Below are 16,828 nucleotides of genomic sequence, written 5' to 3' on the forward strand. Positions count from 1 at the left end.
GGTGTGCGGACCAACGGTCCGCACCCACCGCATCACCGGCTCAGGTGCAGGAACTGCAGGTGCCGTTCGTACTGGCTGATGATGTCGTTGATGATCTGCTTGCGGCTGTAGCCCACCAGGTCGTAATCCTGGCTGCCTTCGAACAGGTGCACCTCGGCGCGGTAGTAGCGCTGGTTGCGCAGCTGCTGTGCGGCGAACGACGGGGTCAGGTAACCGCTCAGGATCACCCGGTACAGGAAGTCCTGCTGCTCGCCGTGGTTCACCGTCAGCTCCATGTCGCCGGCCTCGAAGCGGGTGGATACATCCCAACCCTGCCCGCGCAGCTGCTCGGACACCGCCTCCATCGCCGGCTTCACCGTGTCATCCATGAAGCGGTAGACCTGGTCGCGCACCGGGAAGTGCATGGCCTGGCTCAGGCGCTGGCGCCAGCCCTGATGATGGCGATCGTCTCCGATCAGCGGCGAGGGCCGGTACTGCAGCGCGCGCTTGCGGTGCGCCTCGTCACTGAACGCGCGGGTCAGACCCCACATCATCAGCAGCAGGATCGCCGAGAACGGCAGCGATGCCAGCACCACCGCCGATTTCAATGCATCGATGCTGCCGGCCAGCAACAACCCTGCGGTCAGCACCGCAATCACTGTGCCCCAGAACACCCGCAGCCAGCGCGGACCATCGTCTTCGGGTGATCCACCATGCGACGACAGCGTGGACAACACCACCGCCCCCGAATCAGCGGAGGTCACGAAGAAGATGAAGCTCACCAGCACCGTCACCGCGATCACCGTGCGGCTCCACGGGTAGCCATCCAGCAGCGCATACAGCACGGTCGGTGGATCATCCACCGCCAGCTGCGCCAGTTGCTGCTGGCCGTGGTGGAGCACCTGGTCCAGCGCGCTGTTGCCGAAGATCGACAGCCAGGCCAGGGTGAAGCCGAGCGGGATCAGCAGCACCCCGAATACGAATTCGCGGATGGTGCGGCCACGTGAGATGCGCGCGATGAAAAGGCCGACGAACGGTGCCCAGCCGATCCACCAGGCCCAGTAGAACACCGTCCAGCCGCCCAGCCATTCCGGTCGGCCGCCATAAGCGTACACATCGAAACTCTTGCCGACCACGCTGCCCAGGTAGTCGCCCAGGTTCTGCATCAGCGTGCTGAACAGGTACTGCGTCGGCCCGGCGAACAGCATGAACAGCACCAGCGCGATCGCCAGCAGCATGTTGATGTTGGCCATCCAGCGCACGCCCTTCTCGACGCCGGACACGGCCACGGCCACGGCCGCGCCCATCATGCTGACCACCAGGATGATCTGCACCAGATTGGAGTGCGGAATGTCGAACAGGTGCGAGAGGCCGGCATTGAGGTGCAGCACGCCGAAGCCCATGTCGGCACCGATGCCGAATACGGTGGCGACGATGCCCAGCGCATCCACGGTGTAGCCGATCGGGCCATTGATGCGCTTGCCGATCAGCGGGTACAGCGCCGAGCGCAGGGCCAGTGGCAGGTTGTGGCGATAGGCGAAGTAGGCCATCGCCATCGCCGCCAGCGCGAACACGCCCCAGCCGTGCAGGCCCCAGTGCAGGAACAGCAGCTGCATGGCCTGGCGCGCGCCAGCCTCGCCTGCGGCCGGATCGCCCTGCGGCGGCTGCAGGTAGTGGGTCAGCGGTTCGGATACGCAGAAGAAGAACAGGGTGATGCTGATGCCGGCGGCGAACAGCATGCCGGCCCATGAGAGGTAACTGAACTCCGGCTCGTCATGGTCGGCACCCAGCTTGATGCCACCGTACTTGGACAGCGCCACGCCCACCACGAACACCAGGTACAGGGTCATGGCCAGCAGGTAGTACCAGCCGACGTTGAGGGCGGCCCAGTCCTGTGCCTTGAGCAGAAGGCGGCCCGCGCCGAGCGGGAACAGGCTGACGAACAGCGCGAACGCCACGACAACGATCGCCGCGAAGGCGAACACAGGCCGAAGGGTGCGCACCGGGGATTGTTGCGGCTCCAGTACTTCCATGGGGCGGCGTTCTCCGGTAGATCAAAGGGTTAGCCGACCGATTCTGGCTGAACCGCAGTGGACAGAGCATGAAGTTGCGGCCTGTGGTCGCAGGCCCGTCCGCTCATTCCGTGGTATCACGCGCGCGCTGCGACGCACCCTTGCTTGCACGGGCCGCGCGCACCGCCTGCGGCGCGGCCACGCGCATCCTGTCCGATCACGACATTACATGCACCGCACACAGCTTGTTGCCATCCGGGTCACGCAGATAGGCCAGGAACACCTGCCGACCGGACATGTTGCGGACGCCGGGCGGATCTTCGATGGCGGTACCACCGTGAGCCACTCCAGCTTCCTGCCAGGCACGCACGGCCTCTGCACTGCCCAGACTGAAACCGATGGTGCCACCGTTGGCATGGCACGCTGGCTGCCCATCGATCGGCGCGGTTACACCGAACATCCGCCCATCCTTGAAGTACAGCAGCCGTCCCTTCTCGTCGAACACGCCCGCACGCGCGTCCATCGCGGCGAACAGGGCGTCGTAGAAGCGACGTGCGGCATCCATGTCGTTCGTTCCTACGGTGATGTGGCTGAACATGCGGGCACTCCATGTGGAAAACCGCAGTGTCGATGAGCATGGGCGACTTCGCAAATCGCTGCATCATCGCCGCCCCGCTCGCGACCGGACGTGCTGCTACTTGGCGGTGCTGAGCAGCAGTACCGCCGCCGTGACCAGGGCGATGCCAACCCAGCCGATCGGCCGCAGGCGGTTACCGAACAACAGGCGGCCGCAGCTGGCGGTGCCGATCACGCCGATCGCCCCCCACATCGCATAGGCCGTGGCCAGATCCAGGTAGCGTACGGCCTGGCCCAGCAGGGCGAAGGCAATCCAGACCAGGACGATCGCGCCGACGCCCCAGCGCCAACGACGGAAACCTTCCGACTTGGCCACCATCATGTTGGCGGCGACGTCGATCAACGCCGAGCAGATCACGAAAAACAGGGCCAGGGTATTCATCAGTGCGCCTCCCCGAGGGTGACGCAGACGATGCCGACCACCGCCAACACCAGACCGGCCAGCTGCTGCAGCGACAGGCTTTCACCGAACACGGTGAGGCCGACCACGGTCAGCAGGGTCAGGCCGAGGCCTTCCCACACCGCGTAGGCCACGCCCACGGCGATGCGGCGCACCGACTGCGCCAGGAAGAAGTAGGACAGCGCCAGTGCGCCGGCCATGATCAGGTAGCCGCTCCAGCCGCCGTCGCGGGCGGCATGGGCCATGAACGAGGTGCCGACCACCTCGGCGATGATCGCCACGGTCAGGCATGCGCAGGCGGCCAGCGCGCCACGGGCGGGAACAGTACGGGACATGTGAAGCTCCTTGCAGGGCGGGGACCGCGCCGCCTCCTCAATGGGTCCACGGCATGCGTGGAGGGTCCGGAACGCCCCGCAGACAGGGGCGACGACGGGCAGTATCATCGCCTTTTACGGTGGCATCAAAATAGATCCCATCGACAGGAGCGATGGATCAATGCCCTATTCCCCTGAATCCCTGCAGGCCTTCGTGGAAGCCGCCGCGCTGGGCTCGTTCTCAGCGGCGGCGCGCCGCCTGCGCAAGACCCAGTCAACGGTCAGTACCGCCATTGCCCATCTGGAGGCCGACCTGGGGGTGAGCCTGTTCGACCGCAGCGGGCGCTACCCCCGGTTGACCGAGGCCGGGCGCCAGGTCCTCGGCCATGCCCAGGAAATCCTCGCCGCCGATGCCCGCCTGCAGCAGTTGAGTGTGCGCCTGGCCGCGCCGGTCGAAGCGCGGCTGACCGTGGTGTTCTCCGACGTGTACCAGCTCGATCCGGAGCAGCGCTTGCTGCAGCGCTTTGCCGAAGCATTCCCGGAGATCGAACTGGAATGGCTGGATGCCGAAGGCGATGACGTGCTGGGGCTGGTCGGCAGCGGCCGCGCCGCGCTGGGCCTGCTGCCGCAACAGGAAAGCTATCCGGATGGCCTGATGGCCCGGCCGTTGGCCCATCACAGCGAACTGTCAGTGTACGTGGCGCGCGAGCACCCACTGGCCAGCGCCGGCCGTCGCAGCGCCGCACAGCTGGCGCGGCACCGGCAGGTGCGATTGAGTGCGGAGGTCGATCAATCCCACATCGTCACCGGCCTGGCCTGGACCGCCACCGACTATCTGATGGTGATGGAGATGGCCGAGGACGGCATCGGCTGGGCCGAACTGCCCCGCGCACTGGTGCAGCGTTACGACCGCGGGCGACTGGTGGAACTGACGCTGCCCGGCTGGCCGCGGCGCATCCACAGCGACCTGCTCTGGCGCCGCGACGCGCCGCCGGGACCGGCCGCACTGTGGTGGGCCGACGCGTTGGGATGACACGAAAAAGGGGACGGAGGGGATCAAGTCGTTTGTGGCACAAACGACTTGATCCCCTCCGTCCCCTTTTCAGTTGCCGGCCAGCGGCCGGTACTACCGGTCAACGATGGGCGATCGCGTAATCCAGCGCCGCGCACACCGCGGCCACCTGCGCGTCGTTGCACTGCTGCGGGGTCGCCCGTGGGCTGTCCGGGTAGACCTCGGTGGTCGTGGTGAACTTCGCACCGGTGATGCCCGCGCACAGTCCGAGCTTCACCAGCGGATACTCGATCACGCCGTGGGCCACCACCGGCGAGCCGATGATCTCGCCCTTGTCGTCGGCCGGGGCGATGTGGGTCACCTTTTCCACCGCAGCGATCACCGCCTGCTGGAAGGCCGGCTGCGGGTTCTCGCTGTCATCCACCAGGTAGAAGCCATCGGGGATCAGGCCCGGCTCGAACGGCTTGCCGTCACGTGCGGCCAGCGCTGGGCGGAACTCGCTCTCGTCGCTGTCGGTGGTTTCGTGCAGGTCGATGTGCAGCACGAACTGGCCCTTGTACGGCGCGATCAGATCGATCACCGCCGTTGATTCACGCGCCGGGCCATCGGCGCGGAAGTTGCGGTTCGGGTCGATCGCATCGAAGTTCCAGCGGTTGATGCGCTCGAAACCCCACCGGTTCACGCACGGCGCAACCAGCAGGTTGGCCTTGCCGGCATAGTCGGCGGCGTGCTTCTCGAGGAATTCCAGCGCGCCCATCACGCCGCTGGTCTCGTAGCCGTGCACGCCACCGGTGACCAGTGCGGCCGGCAGCGCCGGGTTCCAGTCGCGGCTGCGCAGGGCAAACAGGGTATAGGTCTCGCCGGCGTAGTCGAGTTGGCCATAGGCCACCTTGTCGAAGCGCGATGCGAGCGAATCGATGCGCGGCAGCACCTCCTTGTCATACCGACGCAGGCGCTGCTGGCGGCCACGCCACAGCTCCCGTTCCGCCGCTCCCCACGGTTGGCCAGGGGTTCCGACGGGGTAGAAGGCGGCTTGGGACATGGCGGATCTCAGCGGGTCAGGAAACAATCGCCCACTCTATCACCGGGGCACGGGCATGAACCGGGGGCGCATTCCAATAGCGAATGGAATCAGCAATAATTCTCATTTGCGACCTTCCACAACCTCTACCGATGGCCATCCACGCCCTGCAACCGGCCCGCCTGCCCCTGGCCGCTGCCCTCACCCTGTGCCTGCTTCCGGCCACCCGCGCCCTTGCCCAGGACAGCGCCGCTACGCTGGACAGCATCCAGGTCTCGGGCAGCTGGCTCGGCACCGGCCTGCATGACAGCGTCAAGCGCTTTGCCGGCGCACGCACGGTGGTCGACCGCCAGCGCATCGAGGCCAGCGGCGCGGCCAGCATCGGTGATGCCATGCGCCGCATCCCCGGCGTGCAGGTCACCGACAACTCCGGCACCGCCGGCAGTTCCGTGTCGCTGAACATCGGCGTTCGTGGCCTGACCGGCCGCTACTCGCCGCGTTCGACCGTACTGCTCGATGGCGTGCCGCTGGCGGTGGCGCCGTATGGGCAGCCGCAGCTGTCGTTCGCGCCGGCCAGCCTGTCAAACATCGAATCGATCGACGTGGTGCGTGGTGGCGGCGCGGTACGCTACGGCCCGCAGAACGTGGGCGGCATCATCAACTTCAGTACCCGTGCCATTCCCACCGGCACCGGCCTGCATGGCGAAGCCGGTGTGCGCTACACCGCCTACGACCACGGCGGCGGCGACAGCACCCAGTACAACGCCTTCCTCGGCGGCACCGGCGACAATGGCCTGGGCGCGGCCCTGCTGTACTCCGGCCAGGACGGCCGCGGCTGGCGCCAGGGCAGCGACGACCGCTTCAACGACCTGGCGCTGAAGTTCGCCTATGCCATCGACGAACAACAGGAACTGCGCGCCAAGCTGTCCTACTACGATGTGCGCTCGCTGACCCCGGGCGGCCTGACTCGCGCCCAGTACGAGGCCGACCCGTTCCAGAACACCCGCCCCACCGATTTCTGGAAGGGACACCGCACCGGCATCGACCTTGGCTACACCAACACGCTGTCGGCCAACAGCGAGTTCGAGGTGCTGGCCTATTACAACGAGAGCACCCGTGCCAGCTCGCTGGTCAATGCGGCCAACACCCAGTTGACCGTGCAGCCGCGCGACTACCGCGTGCTCGGCATCGAGCCGCGCTACACCCAGCGCCTGCACTGGGGCAGCAGCGTGCATGACATCACCGCGGGCTACCGCTTCCTGCGCGAGCGCGGCAACGACCGCAGCTACACCGTCACCCGCCGCACCGGCGTGGCCAGCGCCACCAACCGCTTCGACAACGCCACCGACGCCCACGCGTTCTACATCGACGACCGGATTGCGATCGGCCAGTGGCGGATCACCCCGGGCGTGCGCATGGAGTGGATCGACATGGACCGCCGCCAGGCCGGTGGCGCGGCGACCTTCAGCAGCCGCAACGACAAGGCTCTGCCCTCGCTCAACATCGCTTATCTGCTGACTCCGCAGCTGACCGTGTTCGGCAACTACACCACCTCGTTCGGGCCGGTGCAGAACATCCAGCTCAATTCGCAGACCGCCAGTAATCCGCTGAACCCGGAGGTGGCAAAGACCGCCGAACTGGGCGCGCGCTGGCAGGACAGTGCACTGCGCGCGGAAGTGACCGTGTTCAAGATGCGCTTCGACAACCAGATCCTGCAGGTGCCGGGGATCACCCCGCCGACCTTCCAGAACATCGGCGCCACCGACCACAAGGGCGTGGAGAGCGCGGTGGAGTACCACTTCGCCGAGGATAGCGCGCTGGCCGGGTTGGAGCTGTACGCCAACTACACCTGGACCAAGGCGGTCCAGCAGTCCGGTGACAACCGTGGCCCGGACGTGCCGTTCTACTCGCGCGACACCGACAGCGTCGGCGCCCGCTACACGCTGGCCGGCTGGACCTTCAATGTCTCCAGCACCCACCAGAGCGGCCAGTTCTCCGATGCCGCCAACACCTGGGAAGAAACCGCCGATGCGCGCGTGGGCCGCGTGCCGGGCGTGCGCCTGTGGAATGCGCAGGTGGCTTGGCAGGTGCCGGGCCTGGGTGACAGCGAGATCGCGCTGGGCGTGAACAACCTGGCCGACACGCGCTGGTACACCCGCAACGTCGATGGCAACGCCGGTCGCATGGTGGCCGCACCGCGCACCTTCTACGTGCAGGGCCGCTATCGCTTCTGAAGCGGTAACCGCCCGATGCAGTGACGGTGGCGATCACGGTGGCGGCGTATCATGCCGCCACCATGTCACTGCCTGTTTCGCCATCGCGCCTGCATTCGGCCTTCCAGGGCCTGCGCCTGCGGCTGCGCGGCAGCGACCTGTGGTTCATCGCGCTTGCCCTGCTGGTCGGCCTGCTTGCCGGCTACCTGACCCTGCTGCAGTCCGGCATCGCACGCTGGCTGCAGGGCACGCTGTATGGGCTGGACGACGGCATGCGCCTGAGCTCCCTGCCCTCGCTGACCTGGACCGCGCTGCTGGTGCTGCCGCTGGGTGGCCTGCTGGTCGGCCTGGTCAGCCTGGCCGCGACCCGGCTCAAGCGGCCCCTGCTCGATGCGGTGGAAGCCAATGCCCTGCACGGCGGCCGCATGTCGATGCGCGACAACCTGATCGTGCTGACCCAGACCCTGCTGTCCAATGGTTGCGGCGCCTCGGTCGGGCTGGAAGCTTCATACACGCAGATGGGGGCCGGCACTGGCTCGCAGCTGGGCCGGGTGATGCGCCTGCGCCGCAACGATGTGCGCATCCTGGTCGGCGCCGGTGCCGCCGGTGCCATTGCCGCCGCCTTCGGTGCGCCGCTGGCCGGTGCGTTCTATGCCTTCGAGATCGTCATCGGCGCCTACACGCCGGCCGCACTGGCCCCGGTGGCGGTCGCCGCGCTGGCCGGCGCCTTCGTGGCCGACCAGGCCGGCATCGAGGCCTACCTGCTGCCTGCCGCTTCGACCATCGACGTGCGCGCCGCCGACTACGCCATCTACGGCCTGCTCGGCTGCTGCTGCGCGATGGTCGGCATTGTCATCATGCGGCTTATCGCCTCGATCGAGGGCACGGTCAAGCGCAGCCCGCTGCCTGCCTGGGGTCGGCCGGTGGTGGGCGGCCTGCTGCTGATTCCGCTGGCCCTGGCCAGCCCGCAGGTGCTGTCGTCCGGCCATGGCGCCCTGCACCTGGACCTGACCACGCATCTGCCGCTGATCTGGATCGGCGGCCTGCTGACCCTGAAGTGCCTGGCCTCAGGCATCTCGCTGGGATTCGGCTTCCGCGGCGGCCTGTTCTTTGCCTCGCTGTTCATGGGCACCCTGGTCGGCGCGCTGTTCGCGGGCCTGCTCGGCATGGCCACTGGCGTGCCCGTGGTCGACGCCACCTCTGCGGCGCTGGCCGGCATGGCCGCATTGGCCGCTGCCGTGGTCGGTGCGCCAATGACCATGGCCATGCTGGTGCTGGAGGGCACCCACGATTTCCTGCTGACCAGCGTGGTGATGAGTGCAGTGCTGGTCTCCAGCACGCTGGTACGGCAGTGGTTCGGCTACTCGTTCTCGACCTGGCGCATGCACCTGCGCGGGGAGACCATCAAGAGTGCCCGCGACGTGGGCTGGGTACAGAACCTCAACGCCGGCCGACTGATGCGCAAGGGCGTGGCCACCGCCCCGTCCGACCTTGACGCCGCCACGTTCCGCCAGCGCTTCCCGCTGGGCTCGGGCAGCCGGGTGATCCTGATCGACAGCGAGGGCCACTACGCCGGCATCGTGCAGATTCCGCGCGTCTACGGCGACGGCGTGAAACCGGAGACGGCGATTGGCGAGCTGGCCGAGAACCGTGACGTGTCGCTGTCGCCGTCCGCGGACGTGGTCAGCGTGATGCAGCGCTTCGACCAGACCCAGGCCGATGAACTGGCCGTGGTCGGCGCCGACGGCCAGGTGCTGGGCGTAGTGTCCGAAGCCTTCGTACGCAAGCGCTACGCCGAGGAGCTGGACAAGCGCCAGCGCGAACTGATGGGCGAGCGCGTCGACGACACCGACTGACCCGACAAAAAGGGGACGGAGGGGATTAGTCGCTTCTGGCACTTTCGAAATCCGCGCATGGCGTGGATCTACTGTCACCTCGACCAGGTAGACTTCGGCCATGCGCTTCATTGAGACCTTCCAGGCAGGTCCCTTCGCCGACACCGTGGTCAGCCTGCTGGCCGCCTTCGTGCTGGGTACGTTGATCGGTGCCGAGCGCCAGTACCGGCAACGCACCGCCGGCCTGCGCACCAACGTGCTGGTGGCGGTCGGCGCCGCCGCGTTCGTCGACCTCGGCATGCGCATCGCCGGCAGCGCCGAGGCAGTACGGGTGATCTCCTACGTGGTCTCCGGTGTCGGCTTCCTCGGCGCCGGCGTGATCATGAAGGAAGGCATGAACGTGCGTGGCCTGAACACCGCCGCCACCCTGTGGTGCTCTGCAGCGGTCGGCAGCTGCACCGGCGCGGACATGCTGGCCGAGGGCGTGCTGCTGACCGTACTGATCATCGCCGGCAACACCCTGCTGCGGCCGTTGGTGAATGCCATCAACCGCATTCCGATCAACGAGGCAGCGACCGAAGCCACCTACGAGGTGCGCCTGAGCGTGGATGCCGACGCCGTGCCGCGGGTGCGCGAGCGCCTGGTCGATGCGCTGGAAGCGGCGCAGTATCCGGTGGGCGATGTGCAGGTGGTCGAGCATGCCGACGCGCCTACCGATGTGATCGCGGTGCTGGTCAGTACCGCCGTGAGTGCCGATGAACTGGACGTGGTGCTGGCACGGATGGAGCAGGTGCCGGGCGTGCTGCATGCCACGTGGGAAGTCAGTACCCGCGATTGATTCAACCGCCCATCCGCTGCTGCGCGCGCAACAGTTTCCGGAACGAACCGCACTTGCGGGCATCCTCCGCCCGCGGGCAGGACGCTGCGCGCTGCAGGTGCCGGCGCACCCGCTGCAACCGGGTGATCTGCCGCTGCAGCACCTCCGCTTGTGCCAGCAGTGCCTCGCGGTCGAGTGAGATGCACCCCTGCTGCGACGGCAGCGATGCACCGATCTGCTGCAACGACAGCCCGGCCGCCTGGCCCAGGCCGATCAGCGCCAGCCGTTCCAGCACCTGCGCGTCGTACTGCCGGCGCAGGCCGCGGCGCCCCAGCGCCTGCAGCAACCCCAGCTGTTCGTAGTAGCGCAGGGTCGAGGCCGGCACGCCACTGCGCTTGACCACCTCGCCGATATCCAGTTCGCGCACGGGCTTGACCTCAAGTGACCTTCAAGCACCAAGCTATGGGCAACTACCCGGCGAGGCAAGGCCATGGCAAGCACATCTCCCATTGATCAGAACGCCCTGTGGAACGGCCCTGGCGGCCAGGCGTGGGTTGCGCAACAGGCTGTTCTTGACGGCCTGTTCCAGCCGATGGCTGACCTGCTGGTCACCGAACTTCCTGAGACCGTTACCGAACTGCTCGACATCGGCTGCGGCACCGGCGCCAGCCTGCTGGCCGCGGCCGCAGCGCGTCCCGCGGCACATTGCACCGGCCTGGACATCTCCGCGCCGATGCTGGCGCTGGCCCATCAGCGCGCCAAGGCGGCAGGACTGGACGCGGACTTCATCGTGGCAGACGCGCAGCGCCATCCGCTGCCGCCCGCGCACTTCGACTGGATCCAGTCGCGGCTGGGCGTCATGTTCTTCGAGGACAGCCAGGCCGCGTTCGCCAACCTGCATCGTGCCACGACACCGGGCGCTGGGCTGCGCTTCATCGCGTGGCGCAGTGCCGGGGAGAATCCGTTCATGACCACCGCCGAGCGCGCCATTGGCGATGAACTGGATCTTCCGCCCCGCGTACCCGGCGCACCGGGACAGTTCGCTTTTGCCGATGGCGAGCGCGTGCAGCGCCTGTTGCAGGCCGCCGGCTGGAATGACGTGGAAGTGGTTGCGGTGGACCTGCCCTGTTCGCTCGCCCGCGAAGACCTGCCGACCTATGTTGGTCACGTGGGACCGTTGGGACTGGCCCTGCGATCGATGCCGGAAGCCCGCGCCGCAGTGCTTCGCGAAAAAGCACTGGCCGCATTCGCGCCGTTCATCGAAGGTGACCGCGTTCGCGTGGATGCCGCCTGTTGGTTGATCCGCGCCCACGCTTGAAAAAAGGGGACGGAGGGGATTAAGTCGCATATGCCCCGGTTGTGCCGGAAACGACTTAATCCCCTCCGTCCCTTTTTTTTGCTAGAGGGCCTCGCCGGCGTCGGCCAGGCGCGATTCGATCAGTGCATACCACTGCTGCAGCACGTCGATCAGCATGTCCAGCTCGGCATCGGTGCGCTGTGCGCGGCCACTGCGCAGGCAGGCCTGGGCTTCCTGCAGCTGGGCCAGGAACCCGGCCACGGTATCGGCCTGCAGGATCAGGCCCGGCAGGCGCCGCCCGGGGATGCGCACCACGGCATGGTTGCCGAGCTGGCCATACACGCTGAGCGTAGCTTCCGTCTTCATGGAGAGGGGCAGGAATTGGGCATTCATCGCGCGCACCGTTTGGAAACCTGAGCCGCAGGCAGGCGTGGACGACGGGGGAGACGTTGCCACGCCTGCCGGCGGTCAGGGGGGACTCGGAATGCCGGGGCACCGCCCCGGCGCAGGAAGGTCAATGTGGCTGTGCCATCCCGGCGATCTGCACGCGCCGGTTCGGTGCCAGGCAGGCAATCAGCTCGCGCCGGTTGCGCTGCTCGCACTGCACGATCGGCTCGGCCGCGCCGCGTCCCTCGGCACTGATGCTGGCTGCAGGCACGCCCCCCTGCACCAGCGCGTTGCGCACGGCGTCGGCGCGGCGCTGCGACAGCGCCTGGTTGTAACTGGCGCTGCCAATGCGGTCGGTGTAGCCGGTTACCTTGATCGACTGCACCTGCGCGGCCTCGCGTACCTGCGCCAGGATGCCCTGCACCGCCTGCTGGCCTTCGGCGCTGAGTACCGCGCTGTCGAATCCGAACAGCGCGTCGGCCGACAGCCGCAGGGGCTGCTCCGGCAGCGGTGCCGGTGCCAGCGGCGCTGGTGGCCGCGGCGGTTCGAGCACGGCCGCGCACGACTCCGGCTTCCAATAACCGCCCTGCGCGATGCCCTTGCTGTCGAAGCGCACCTGGAACTGGCAGGTGAAGTACTCCGCGCCCTGCGCGGTGCGGAAATTGAACAGGTAGTTCCACTCGCGCACGCCCCACATGCCTTCATTGAAGTGCGGCGTGCCCAGCAGCGTGTACAGCTGCCGCTTGCTCATGCCCGGCGCGAAGCGGCGCAGGTCGGCGACGTCGGGATAGATGCCTTCCTTCAGCGAGGCCTTGGAGGCCTCCGGGAAGTGCACGGCGGTGGCGTCGGCAGGACCGTCGGCGGCCGGCGCATGGCTGCGGCAGGCGGCCAGCAGGCCCATCCCCAGGATCAGGCCCAGCGTGGCGGCACATTGGCCGGCGCGGGCGATGCGATGCTGTTTCATGTCGTTCCCCCTGTAGACGTTTCCGCGATGCCGGGCCGCGGGTGCGGCCCGGCGGCGGGGATTACCACTGGATGCCGGCACCGACGGCCACGCCGGCCTCGCCACGGCTGTTGGTCGAACCGCTGAACTTGTAGATCCAGCGGCCGCCTTCGGAGACACCGGAGATACCGACCGCCACGCCCGATTCGCCGTTGTAGCTGCCTGCGGCGATCGAGGCCATGCTGCGGCCCGCCTCGCTCGGCTGTGGCAGCGCTGCGGTGGCCATCGCCGACGCGATACCGGCCGAAGCACGATTGTCGGTCTTGCGCAGGTCGCGCTCGAAGCCGCCCATGCGCTCGTCGGTGTAGGCCTTGGACCAGTCCAGGGTCTGCGCCATGCCCGACTTCAGCTGGTCGACGTTGACGGCATCGGTGCCAGCAGTACCGGCGGCGACGTTGCGCACCGTAGTCGGGCCGCTGCTGGTGCTGCCCAGGGTGACACTGTTGTAGTTGGTCGCGCCGTTCACCGTGGTGTCGTAGCGGATCGTGCCCTGCTGCGAAGCCTGCAGCTGGCGCACGTTGACCGCATCGGTGGCCTGCGAGCCGTCTGCCACGTTGACCACCTGGCGTTCGGCACCGGCGGCACCGACAGAGACCGTGTTGGCCCGGTTCGCGACCGAACCCGCACCCAATGCCACCGAGTTGTCGGCCTGCGCCTGCGAACCATTGCCCAGCGCGGTCGAGTTGGCACCGGCGGCAGTGGAGCCTGCACCACCGGCGGCCGAGTTGGCGCCGCTGGCAGACGGATCGGCCAGGTTGTTGGTGTTGTTGGCGCGGAAGCTGCCGGCCACGTTGGTGATGTTCTGGATCTTCTGGTCGGTGTACTTCTTCGACTCGTCGATGGCGTAGTTCACGCCGTTCTTCAGTTGGCCGACATTGGTCGCGTCATAGGTGTCCGAGCCATCGGCTACGTGGGTGATCTTGCGTTCGCTGCCACTGCTGCCGACCGAGACCTCACCGGCCGAATTGCTGGCACCGGTCTGCCCGTAGGCGCCGGTGTAGCCGCTCTGTGCACCGACGCTGGCGACCGAACCGGCACCCAGCGCCACGCTGTTGCCGGCACTGCTGCTGGCACCGTTGCCGACCGCCACGCTGTTGGCACCGGCTGCGCTGGCCTGCGGGCCGACCGCCACCGCTTCCGCACCTGCCGCGGTGGCTGCGGCCGCCGTTGAGTTGACCGCCAGGTATGCGCTGCCACCACCGCCATTGGTGATGCGCTGGTTGAGGACCTTCAGCGAGCCGTCGACAGCGGTGAAGGCGGCGGTGACGTTGTTGTAATCGCCGCTGGTGAAGGTGCCATCGGTGGCGATGCTGGAGATGCTGAACGTCGGCGCGGTCCACACGTTGGTGGTGCCGTTGTAGGCGGTGGTGCCACCGAAGTAGGTGGCGATGGTGCTGTTCGTGCTGAACAGCTGGTCGCCGGTGATGGCATCACTGCTGCCGGCCAGGATGCTGCCGGCGGCGACGTTGGTGATCTTCACCGCGCCGGTGCCGGTACCCGTCAGCGTCACGCTGTTGAGCACGTTGCCACTGCCATCGACGTCGTACTTCACGGCCAGCTTGTCGATCTCGCCGGTCTGGTCCGCGACGTTGGCCAGCGAGTTGCTGACCGCATCGAAGGCGGTACCGACGTCGTTGTAGTTGCCCTTGGTGATCGTGCCGTTGGCGGCGACGTTGTTGATCGAGTAGGTCGGTGCGGTCAGTACGCCGTTGGCATCGACCGCGGCACCACCGCCCAGATGGGTGGCCACCGCCTGGTTGGCGGCAAACAGCTGGGCACCATTGATGGCCTCACTGCTGGTGGCACTGACCTGGCCCGGGCCAAGGTTGCGCAGCGTGGTTGCCGTGCCGGTCTGGCCCAACGTGGCGCTGGCGTAGTTGACGCTGCCGTCGCCGTTGAGGTCATAGCGTAGGGCGCCCTGCTCCGAGGCCTGCAGCTGGCCCACGTTGACCGCATCGGTCGCCGCCGTGCCGGCGGCCATGTTGGTGACCTGGCGCTCGGCACCGGCCGCACCGATGGAGACACTGTTGGCACGGTCGGCCAGGCTGCCGGCGCCGACCGCGATGCTGTTGGCGGCAGTGGCGCGGGCATTGGTACCCACCGCGATCGAGTCGGCGCCGCTGGCCACCGCCTCAGTGCCGGTCGAGTTCACCCGCAGGTACTTGGTGCCACCGTTGCGGATGTCGGTGATCTGCGTGTTGAGGTTGACCAGCGAGCCATCGACTGCGGCGAAGGCATCGGTGGCATTCTCATACAGGCCCTTGGCGATGGCACCGCCAGTGGAGATCGTGCTGATCTCGAACAACGGTGCAGTAAAGATGCCGCTGGCCGGATCGAAAGCCGCACGACCACCGAAGAAACTGGCGATGGCACTGTTGGTCGCCGCCAGCTGGCCACCGTTGACCGCCTCCAGGCTGCCGGCGGTGACCGCGCCAGCGGCAAGATTGCCGATGGTGGTGGTGCCGGTGCCTGCGCCGAGCGTGACCCGGCGATAGTTCGGGTTGCCCGAGCCGTCCAGGTCATAGGTGACCGCTGCGGAGGCCACATCGTCAATCAGACTGATGGCGCCCTTCAGCTGGGCCACGTTGACAGCATCGGTATTGGCGCTGCCCGCGGCAAGGTTGGTGATCTGGCGCTCGCCACCACCGGCCGTGCCCACCGACACTTCACCGGCCGAAACCTGCGGTGCGGTGAGGCCGTAGGCGCTGTAGCTGGCCTGCGCGCCGCGCAGTGCAGCGGAGCGGTAACCCAGCGCGACCGAGTTGGCCTGGTTTGAAGTAGCTTCGGCACCCAGCAGGGTCTGTCCGTTGGCGGTGCCCACGGCACTGTCACCGACGACGACCGAGTGGCCCATGCGGGCGGCATAGTCAGCCGTCGGCACGCCGGTCGGATTGCTGGGATCGTTCACGCCATCGCCGGGGAAGGCGACATTGGCATCGACCTTCGGCAGTTCATGGCGTGCATTGGCACCGATCACCACTTCCTTGGACCCGTTGGCGAAGGCGCCATCGCCCATCAACACCTGGTAATCCTGTGCCGCGTTGACCGCCCAGCAGGAAATATCGGCCAGCGCGATGTCCAGGCACTTGGCCGCCCACGCCGGCGAGTCGGTTGGCAGAAGGAGGCCCAGCAGGCCACCGGGATTGCCGTTGTTGATGTTGTAGATGTAACTGTCGGAGGTCACGCCACCGATCAGGGTCAGGTGCGAGCTGCCGCCCGTGGCTGCGCCGCCCAGGCCGTTGAGCGTGCTGCCGACCGGCGACAGGTTGACCACCGGCAGGCCCAGCACATTGACCGTCGAATAGGTCTGCATGACGTTGGCGTTGCTGAGCTTGAGATTGCCGTTGCTCAGGTAGCCGTTGCCGCCGAACAGGCTGGTGGTGGTCGGCCCGATCAGCTGGCCGACATTGCCGACCAGGCCACCGGTGCCGATGATCAGGCCAGCATTCGGGTCGGCCGGCGCGGGCGCCTTCGGACTGGTTGGCGGAATCGCCGAGGGTTGGGTCAGGCCGAGGCTGCCCAGCGTGCCTCCCACCAGCCCCCCCACGGCGCTGCCCAGGTTGCCGACGGTGCCATTGAGATTGCCGTTGAGCAGGTTGCCCACCGCGCTTCCGACACTGCCCAGCGTGCTGCCCAGCACGCCGCCCAGGTCGCCGGTGGGGCTGCCGGTGGCGCCGTTGAGAATGCCGCCCACGGCGCCGCCAACCGTGCCGACGGTGTTGTTGAGCGTGCCGCCCACTGCGTTGCCGATCTGGCCGACGGTGCCGTTCAGTGCGCCGCCCACTGCACTTCCAACGGTACCGACAGTGCCGTTCAGAGCACCGCCAACTGCGCCACCGACTGCGCCCACCGTGTTGTTGAGCGTGCCACCCACTGCGCTGCCGACCTGGCCGACAGTGCCG

The 16,828-nt window shown here is 67.5% G+C and carries 14 protein-coding genes; 5 read left to right on the top strand and 9 right to left on the bottom strand.

Annotated features, from left to right (window positions below; translation table 11 throughout):
- Window positions 1–32: 32 nt before the first annotated feature.
- The 4 genes from betT to ACM0PY_RS01625 all read right to left on the bottom strand — a co-directional run bounded on the left by betT (window position 33) and on the right by ACM0PY_RS01625 (window position 3,362).
- The gene (gene betT / locus ACM0PY_RS01610; protein ID WP_180885371.1) at window positions 33–2,012 is read right to left on the bottom strand and encodes a choline BCCT transporter BetT; all 1,980 of its coding nucleotides are present in this window, start codon (window positions 2,010–2,012) and stop codon (window positions 33–35) included.
- A 196-nt stretch (window positions 2,013–2,208) separates the two neighbouring features.
- Window positions 2,209–2,589 (bottom strand): VOC family protein, encoded by a 381-nt coding sequence (locus ACM0PY_RS01615; protein WP_180885373.1) that lies wholly within the window; start codon window positions 2,587–2,589, stop codon window positions 2,209–2,211.
- Window positions 2,590–2,685: 96 nt separating this feature from the next.
- Window positions 2,686–3,009, bottom strand: coding sequence for a DMT family transporter (locus tag ACM0PY_RS01620; protein WP_180885375.1), 324 nt, complete (start codon window positions 3,007–3,009; stop codon window positions 2,686–2,688).
- Window positions 3,009–3,362 (bottom strand): SMR family transporter, encoded by a 354-nt coding sequence (locus ACM0PY_RS01625; protein WP_180885377.1) that lies wholly within the window; start codon window positions 3,360–3,362, stop codon window positions 3,009–3,011. The genes ACM0PY_RS01620 and ACM0PY_RS01625 overlap by 1 nt, the downstream gene beginning before the upstream one ends.
- Window positions 3,363–3,522: 160 nt before the next feature.
- Between ACM0PY_RS01625 and ACM0PY_RS01630 the strand changes: the two genes are divergently transcribed.
- On the top strand, window positions 3,523–4,374 hold the full coding sequence (locus ACM0PY_RS01630; protein ID WP_180885379.1) for a LysR family transcriptional regulator: 852 nt from the start codon (window positions 3,523–3,525) through the stop codon (window positions 4,372–4,374).
- Window positions 4,375–4,474: 100 nt separating this feature from the next.
- Here the strand turns inward: ACM0PY_RS01630 and ACM0PY_RS01635 are convergent, their stop codons facing one another.
- Entirely contained in the window at window positions 4,475–5,395 is a 921-nt protein-coding gene (locus ACM0PY_RS01635; protein WP_414609504.1) for a M14 family metallopeptidase, read from the bottom strand.
- Between the two features lie 131 nt (window positions 5,396–5,526).
- Here ACM0PY_RS01635 and ACM0PY_RS01640 point away from each other — a divergent pair, with 131 nt between their 5' ends.
- From ACM0PY_RS01640 to ACM0PY_RS01650, 3 genes are all read left to right on the top strand, one after another.
- Window positions 5,527–7,608, top strand: coding sequence for a TonB-dependent receptor family protein (locus tag ACM0PY_RS01640; protein WP_180885383.1), 2,082 nt, complete (start codon window positions 5,527–5,529; stop codon window positions 7,606–7,608).
- A gap of 62 nt (window positions 7,609–7,670) precedes the next feature.
- Window positions 7,671–9,443, top strand: coding sequence for a chloride channel protein (locus ACM0PY_RS01645; RefSeq protein ID WP_219633364.1), 1,773 nt, complete (start codon window positions 7,671–7,673; stop codon window positions 9,441–9,443).
- A gap of 100 nt (window positions 9,444–9,543) precedes the next feature.
- Window positions 9,544–10,260 (top strand): MgtC/SapB family protein, encoded by a 717-nt coding sequence (locus ACM0PY_RS01650; RefSeq protein WP_005416969.1) that lies wholly within the window; start codon window positions 9,544–9,546, stop codon window positions 10,258–10,260.
- A 1-nt stretch (window position 10,261) separates the two neighbouring features.
- Here ACM0PY_RS01650 and ACM0PY_RS01655 read toward each other — a convergent pair whose 3' ends face one another.
- Window positions 10,262–10,666 (bottom strand): MerR family transcriptional regulator, encoded by a 405-nt coding sequence (locus tag ACM0PY_RS01655; protein WP_414607578.1) that lies wholly within the window; start codon window positions 10,664–10,666, stop codon window positions 10,262–10,264.
- Between the two features lie 63 nt (window positions 10,667–10,729).
- On the opposite strand from ACM0PY_RS01655, the gene ACM0PY_RS01660 reads away from it, so the two are divergent.
- Window positions 10,730–11,557: a class I SAM-dependent methyltransferase gene (locus tag ACM0PY_RS01660; protein ID WP_180885389.1), complete on the top strand. Its 828-nt coding sequence runs from the start codon at window positions 10,730–10,732 to the stop codon at window positions 11,555–11,557.
- An 81-nt stretch (window positions 11,558–11,638) separates the two neighbouring features.
- Here ACM0PY_RS01660 and ACM0PY_RS01665 read toward each other — a convergent pair whose 3' ends face one another.
- The 3 genes from ACM0PY_RS01665 to ACM0PY_RS01675 form a co-directional block, all read right to left on the bottom strand.
- Complete coding sequence (locus ACM0PY_RS01665) at window positions 11,639–11,902, bottom strand: DUF6959 family protein (protein ID WP_223224455.1); 264 nt, start codon at window positions 11,900–11,902, stop codon at window positions 11,639–11,641.
- 148 nt (window positions 11,903–12,050) lie between these two features.
- Window positions 12,051–12,887, bottom strand: coding sequence for an OmpA family protein (locus ACM0PY_RS01670; protein ID WP_072167506.1), 837 nt, complete (start codon window positions 12,885–12,887; stop codon window positions 12,051–12,053).
- 61 nt (window positions 12,888–12,948) lie between these two features.
- Window positions 12,949–16,828: YadA-like family protein (locus ACM0PY_RS01675; protein WP_495493232.1), on the bottom strand; the 3,880-nt coding region annotated here is incomplete at its 5' end.

Origin of the sequence: Stenotrophomonas sp. BR163 (assembly GCF_047520985.2) — a bacterium.
Taxonomy (GTDB): domain Bacteria; phylum Pseudomonadota; class Gammaproteobacteria; order Xanthomonadales; family Xanthomonadaceae; genus Stenotrophomonas; species Stenotrophomonas sepilia.